This window comes from Flavobacterium sp., from assembly GCF_044376915.1.
Taxonomy (GTDB): Bacteria; Bacteroidota; Bacteroidia; order Flavobacteriales; family Flavobacteriaceae; genus Flavobacterium.
Genome location: NZ_JBILKB010000115.1, coordinates 1 through 4,342 on the forward strand (window position 1 = coordinate 1; position 4,342 = coordinate 4,342).

The window sequence follows — 4,342 nt, forward strand, 5'->3', positions numbered from 1 at the left end:
GTCTTTCATTATATCTGTTTATCTAACCTGCAAAAGTACGATTTTATTTTTAGTTCGATAAAATAAGGGTAATAGCGGGTTCGTTTATTCCTAATTTATCTGGGGATTCAGCCACTTGTTTGCTCCAAATTCCATAGGCATAGGTGTAAAAAAAATCGCGCACTGCATAATGATATAAGACATAGGGTTGGTACTTAGTGCCCAACTTGTTTTGTTCAATCAACAACTTTTCATACGCCACAAAAAGGCCATTTTTTGGAAATTCTAAATCCAAATTACTTAGATTGAACTTGTGTTTTATAACGCCTTTATTTAAGGTAACCATAAAATCTTTGGTGAGCAATTCTTCTCCCGGCGCACCGTTTTCATTCACCTTATAGAAATGTAATTTTATAGTGGCTTTGTCTATTCGGCTATCGGTAAAAATGGTAACTTCTTTAATGAATCTGGTTTTGCTATACGCTTTTTCATACGGAAAAAACTTAGCCTCTATTTTTGGTCCGTTGTCAAAAGCCTGAAAAGTGCTATTTTTAATAATGCCTATTTCAACTTGCTTGGTTTCTTTCTTGTTTACAATCACCATTTCTTTTAGATCAAAAACGGTGGGTTGTAACGAAACTGTTGCCGTTTGTGACGCAAGGAGCGTCTTTTTTTTATAACCTAAAATAGCAAATACAATCGATTTATTGGATGGCGCTTCTAAAATAAAAGTGCCGTCAATCTCCGAAATAGTCCCTATCGATTCATTCTCCACCCAAATATTCACATACGGAATGGGTTCGCCCGAAAGACTGTCTTTGACCACGCCTTTGATTTGGGCAGAAAGGGAAAATGTGATAAAAAAGAAAAGTACAATTTTCATTAGTTGGTTAAGGTTAATTCTATAGCTAGTTCACCAAATTTATCTTGATATCTTGACACATTAATATCTTGATTAAATTTCTGCCTTTTAAACCATTTTCCTTTTGCGTAATGCCAAGAACTTTGATTTTCAGCAGGTATTGTTCCAATTACAGGCTGATAACTTATTCCATCTTTATAAGAAATTTTGTTTTTTTCTTCCTCTAATGTGTATGTATATGTGTATTTATTTTCTTCTATTATCATCCATTCAAAAGCTATAAACAATCCGTCTTCAGGAATTCTAATTTTATATTTTTCTAAATTTACCCTATTATTTTTCTTTCCTTTCTTTATTTCAAGAACTATATTAGTATCTAAAAAATCAATTCCTGGCTTACCTTCTGGATCAACTTCATAAAACCTTAAAATAATTTTTGCTTTTTCTATATGAGATCGACTTAAAAAATTGATTTCTTTTAAAAAGGGGTGTTTATTAATTTGTTCTGAAGGTTCAATCTTTTTGGCAATTATTGTGGGTTGAGTGCCGGTGCCATAATAAACACTTATTTTTCCTTTTTTAAAACCATTCACTTTAATTGTTTTATTCTTAATTGCTCCAGAAATAACCACTTCCTTCAACTCAAAAACTTTAGGTTTTAAAAGAATTATTTCGTTTTTAGAAGATGATTTCTTGCTTTCATAACCCAAAGCAGAAAAAACCAATACTTTTTCTTCTTTTAGGTCCAATGAAAAACTGCCGTTTTCTTCAGAAGTTGTTCCAATAGTTTCGCCATCCACCCAAATATTCACATACGGAATGGGTTCGCCAGAAAGACTGTCTTTAATCACTCCTTTAATTTGGGCAGAAAGGGAAAATGTAAGAAAAAAGAAAAATAGGGTTTTCATTAGTTGGTTAGGATTAGTTCTATGGCAAGTTCGCCAAACTTATTTTGATATGCTGTAAGTTTATCTACATTACTAAATTTACCTCTTTTATACCATATTCCCTTGGTGTATTGGTAGGAGTTTTGGTTTTCTGTTGGCGTTGTACCTATTACAGGCTCAAAATACACAAATTCTTTTTTTATAATTTTACCATCTAATTCTTGTGTGTTTTTGAAAGTATACTTATTTTCTTCAATAGTTAAAAACTCGAATGCAATAAAGAATCCTTTGTCAGGAATCCTGATGTTGTATTTTTCTAAATTCAATTTATTCAGGTTTTGACCTTTTTTTATTATAATTATGATATTTTCTCCTAAGTAATCATCTCCTGGTTTTCCGTCTGCATCAATTTCAAAAAAACGTAAAACTAATTTTGCTTTTTCTAATTGACAAAGGCTTATAAAGTTAATTTCTTTTAAATAAGGGTGTTTAATAATTTGATCCGTTGGTTCAATTTTTTTAGCAATTATTGTAGGCTCGGCTCCTGCTCCATAAAAAACTTTAATTTTGTTTTTTTTAAAACTATTTACTTTAATTGTTTTATTCTTTTTTGCACTAGAAACCACCACTTCCTTCAGCTCAAAAACTTTAGGTTTTAATAATATTAGCTCGTTTTTAGAAGATAATTTCTTGCTTTCATAACCCAAAGCCGAAAAAACCAATACTTTTTCTTCTTTTATGTCCAATGAAAAACTGCCGTTTTCTTCAGAGGTTGTTCCAATAGATTCATTCTCCACCCAAATATTCACATACGGAATGGGTTCGCCCGAAAGACTGTCTTTGACCACGCCTTTGATTTGGGCAGAGGCATAAAACCCAAACAAAAGCAACACAAACAAAAGTTTTTTTTCTGACATCATTTTCTATTCGCTAGCTAATAAATCCGCAATTTTTCTGTCGTTGGTCAACCTTGGTAATTTGTTTTGGCCGCCTAATTTGCCTTGGGATTTCATATACTCTTGAAAGCCGTTTTGGCGTACTTTTGTTACGACAACTGTGCGCAACACATTACCCGTAATCAAATCATCATAATATACATTTTGCTTGCGCATGGCAGTATCAATTCGTAACGCAAATTCTTCTAAATTATTGGGTTCTTCCGATGCTTCGGAGTCAAATTCAATGAACCATTCGTGATACGGTAACCCTTCTTTTGGATTAATTTGGGGCGCCACGGTAAACTCATTTACTCGAATATTGGTTCCTTCCATTGCTTCTTTAAGGGCAGATTCGACTTCTTTTCCAATAACGTGTTCGCCAAAAGCTGAAATGTAATGCTTAATTCGTCCTGATACAATCACTCGATACGGTTTTAAACTCGTAAATTGAACCGTGTCGCCGATGTTATATCCCCAAAGTCCGGCATTGGTAGAAATGATTAAAACATAATTTACATTTAATTCCACTTCTCCAATGGTGTATCGTCTTGGGTTTTCGGTGAAAAATTCAGCAGCCTTTATGAATTCGTAAAAAATACCGGAATTCAACAACAACAACATGCCTTTTTCCATCTGCGAATCTTGATACGCAAAAAACCCTTCGGAAGCTGGAAACAACTCTATCGAATCTACTTTTCGGCCAATTAGATTTTCAAATTTGGCGCGATAGGGTTCATAATTCACCCCGCCGTATATAAATAAATTAAAGTTTTTAAAAATTTCGCCCACCGGCTTATTGCCTTTCGCGCTGAGTTTTTCAAAATACATTTGCACCCAACTCGGAATCCCAGAAATAACCGTCATATCTTCTGAAAAAGTTTCTTCAACAATAGCGTTTACCTTCGTTTCCCAGTCCTCTATGCAATTGGTTTCCCAACTGGGCATTCTGTTCTTTTGTAAGTATTTCGGAATAAAATGCGCTACAATGCCCGATAATCGGCCTAATTTAATGCCGTTTTTTTCTTCCAAAATAGGACTTCCTTGTAAGAAAATCATTTTTCCGGAGACAAAATCAGCCTTTCCGGTTTCATGAATGTAACTTAAAATTGCGTTTCTAGCAGCTTGAATATGAAATGGCATCGATGCGGCAGTCAGTGGAATATATTTGGCGCCCGAAGTGGTCCCTGATGTTTTGGCAAAATACAAAGGCTTTCCTATCCAAAGGATATTTTCTTCCCCATTTACCACCAAATCAACATAGGGTTTTAAACCTTCATAATCGCGCACGGGGACGTTTTGAACAAAATCGGCGTGGGATTTTATCGAACTAAAGTGATGATCCTTTCCAAATTTCGTTGGTGCTGCAGTTTTGAGCAAACTTGCCAACACTTTTTCCTGAGTGGCTACTGGATCGTTTGCCCACTTTTGTGTTTGGGCATTAATTCTCTTGGCAAATAATTTTGCTGCAAAGGCTTTTACAGACATGTTAATTGAAATTTATGAATTGGGTAGGATCAATGGGGAAACCATCTTTCCAAAGTTCGAACCTTAAAGTGGCGTTTGTTTTTTGTGGTGTGGAAGTTCCTGCTAATGCAATTACCTCGCCCGATTTTACTATATTTCCTTGTGATTTTGTAACCGATGCTGCGTTTTTATACACCGATAAAATATCGTCT

The 4,342-nt window shown here is 34.6% G+C and carries 5 protein-coding genes; all 5 read right to left on the minus strand.

Annotation, left to right across the window (positions count from 1 at the left end):
- Positions 1-49: 49 nt before the first annotated feature.
- The 5 genes from ACIQ6Z_RS09295 to ACIQ6Z_RS09315 are packed head-to-tail and all read right to left on the minus strand — an operon-like array spanning position 50 to position 4,326.
- Positions 50-862, minus strand: coding sequence for a carboxypeptidase-like regulatory domain-containing protein (locus ACIQ6Z_RS09295; protein ID WP_396210607.1), 813 nt, complete (start codon positions 860-862; stop codon positions 50-52).
- Entirely contained in the window at positions 862-1,749 is an 888-nt protein-coding gene (locus tag ACIQ6Z_RS09300; RefSeq protein ID WP_396210608.1) for a carboxypeptidase-like regulatory domain-containing protein, read from the minus strand. Before ACIQ6Z_RS09300 ends, ACIQ6Z_RS09295 begins: the two co-directional genes overlap by 1 nt.
- Positions 1,749-2,645 carry a carboxypeptidase-like regulatory domain-containing protein gene (locus ACIQ6Z_RS09305; protein WP_396210609.1) on the minus strand — a complete coding sequence of 299 codons (897 nt, stop codon included), beginning with the start codon at positions 2,643-2,645 and terminating at the stop codon, positions 1,749-1,751. The genes ACIQ6Z_RS09300 and ACIQ6Z_RS09305 overlap by 1 nt, the downstream gene beginning before the upstream one ends.
- 6 nt (positions 2,646-2,651) lie before the next feature.
- The gene (locus tag ACIQ6Z_RS09310; RefSeq protein WP_396210610.1) at positions 2,652-4,151 is read right to left on the minus strand and encodes a GH3 auxin-responsive promoter family protein; all 1,500 of its coding nucleotides are present in this window, start codon (positions 4,149-4,151) and stop codon (positions 2,652-2,654) included.
- A 1-nt stretch (position 4,152) separates the two neighbouring features.
- Complete coding sequence (locus ACIQ6Z_RS09315) at positions 4,153-4,326, minus strand: peptidoglycan DD-metalloendopeptidase family protein (protein ID WP_396210611.1); 174 nt, start codon at positions 4,324-4,326, stop codon at positions 4,153-4,155.
- Between the last annotated feature and the right edge of the window lie 16 nt (positions 4,327-4,342).

What these genes read in the sequence shown, in the direction of transcription:
- ACIQ6Z_RS09310 (WP_396210610.1), bottom strand. Translation starts at nt 4,151, where the DNA reads ATGTCTGTAAAAGCCTTTGCAGCAAAATTATTTGCCAAGAGAATTAAT.
- ACIQ6Z_RS09295 (WP_396210607.1), bottom strand. Translation starts at nt 862, where the DNA reads ATGAAAATTGTACTTTTCTTTTTTATCACATTTTCCCTTTCTGCCCAA.
- ACIQ6Z_RS09300 (WP_396210608.1), bottom strand. Translation starts at nt 1,749, where the DNA reads ATGAAAACCCTATTTTTCTTTTTTCTTACATTTTCCCTTTCTGCCCAA.
- ACIQ6Z_RS09305 (WP_396210609.1), bottom strand. Translation starts at nt 2,645, where the DNA reads ATGTCAGAAAAAAAACTTTTGTTTGTGTTGCTTTTGTTTGGGTTTTAT.